Below are 791 nucleotides of genomic sequence, written 5' to 3'. Positions count from 1 at the left end.
ATGACATGCGCCCGGCCTGCATGGTCAGCCTGCGCGCGACCGCGCTGAACGGCCGTCATCTGTCCGCCGCCACCTGCCACGGCGACCTGGGCGCCCCGGCTGTCAGGATGTTGGGCTGAGCCATGGCGCAAGACCTTTATGATCAGGCCGTCCAGCTGATGATGACCGAGCGCCGGGCTTCCACGTCCTTCCTCCAGCGTCATCTCAGCATTGGCTATACCGATGCCTCGCGCCTGATGGACCGCATGCAGGCCAATGGCATCGTCTCGGCGCCGGACATCGCTGGTCGGCGCGAGATCCGCGCGCAGCAGGCACAGGCGGGCGAGAAATGAGCTATGCCTCGCTCCCTGATCTGATCGCGCGGGCGGGTGATGCCGAGATCAGGCAGATCGCCGACCGTGATCGTGATGGCACTCCCGATCCTGACGTCATTGCGGCCGCGCTGCTGGATGCCGACAACGCAATCGACGGATATGTCGGCGCGAGATACGACCTGCCGCTGCCGACGGTGCCCGCCCTGGTCAAGACCTGGGCGGTGTCGATCTCGCGTTACATCCTGCACCGCAATGGCGCACCCGATCATGTCCGTCAGGATTACACCGACGCCGTCGCCGCGCTGAAGGACGTCGCAAGCGGCCGCATCGCATTGCCGGTGGGGGCCAATGATCCCGCGCCGGTCAGCCAGACCGGCCAGATCATGGCGGCGCATCCGCCCGAGGTGTTTACACCGCAGAAGCTCGCGGGGTGGAAGTGATGCTGTCCGAGATCCTCGCCCGTCTCGAAGCTGTCCT

At 66.0% G+C, this 791-nt stretch carries 2 protein-coding genes; both read left to right on the top strand.

All coding sequences use genetic code 11. The annotated features are described in order from the left end of the window. Positions 1-122 precede the first annotated feature (122 nt). A complete protein-coding gene (locus PKE99_RS38045; protein ID WP_189383249.1) occupies positions 123-332 on the top strand; it encodes a DNA translocase FtsK in 210 nt (69 codons plus the stop codon). Beyond that, positions 329-754 carry a gp436 family protein gene (locus PKE99_RS38040; protein WP_271215099.1) on the top strand — a complete coding sequence of 142 codons (426 nt, stop codon included), beginning with the start codon at positions 329-331 and terminating at the stop codon, positions 752-754. Before PKE99_RS38045 ends, PKE99_RS38040 begins: the two co-directional genes overlap by 4 nt. Positions 755-791: the final 37 nt, after the last annotated feature.

The organism is Pseudonocardia halophobica (assembly GCF_027922425.1).
Lineage (GTDB): Bacteria > Actinomycetota > Actinomycetes > Mycobacteriales > Pseudonocardiaceae > Pseudonocardia > Pseudonocardia halophobica.
The sequence above is the reverse complement of the archived record's forward strand: the minus strand, read 5'-3'. Positions and strand labels throughout refer to the sequence as shown.

Excerpts from the sequence above, each read along its gene's own strand:
- PKE99_RS38045 (WP_189383249.1), top strand. The coding sequence starts at position 123 with ATGGCGCAAGACCTTTATGATCAGGCCGTCCAGCTGATGATGACCGAG.
- PKE99_RS38040 (WP_271215099.1), top strand. The coding sequence starts at position 329 with ATGAGCTATGCCTCGCTCCCTGATCTGATCGCGCGGGCGGGTGATGCC.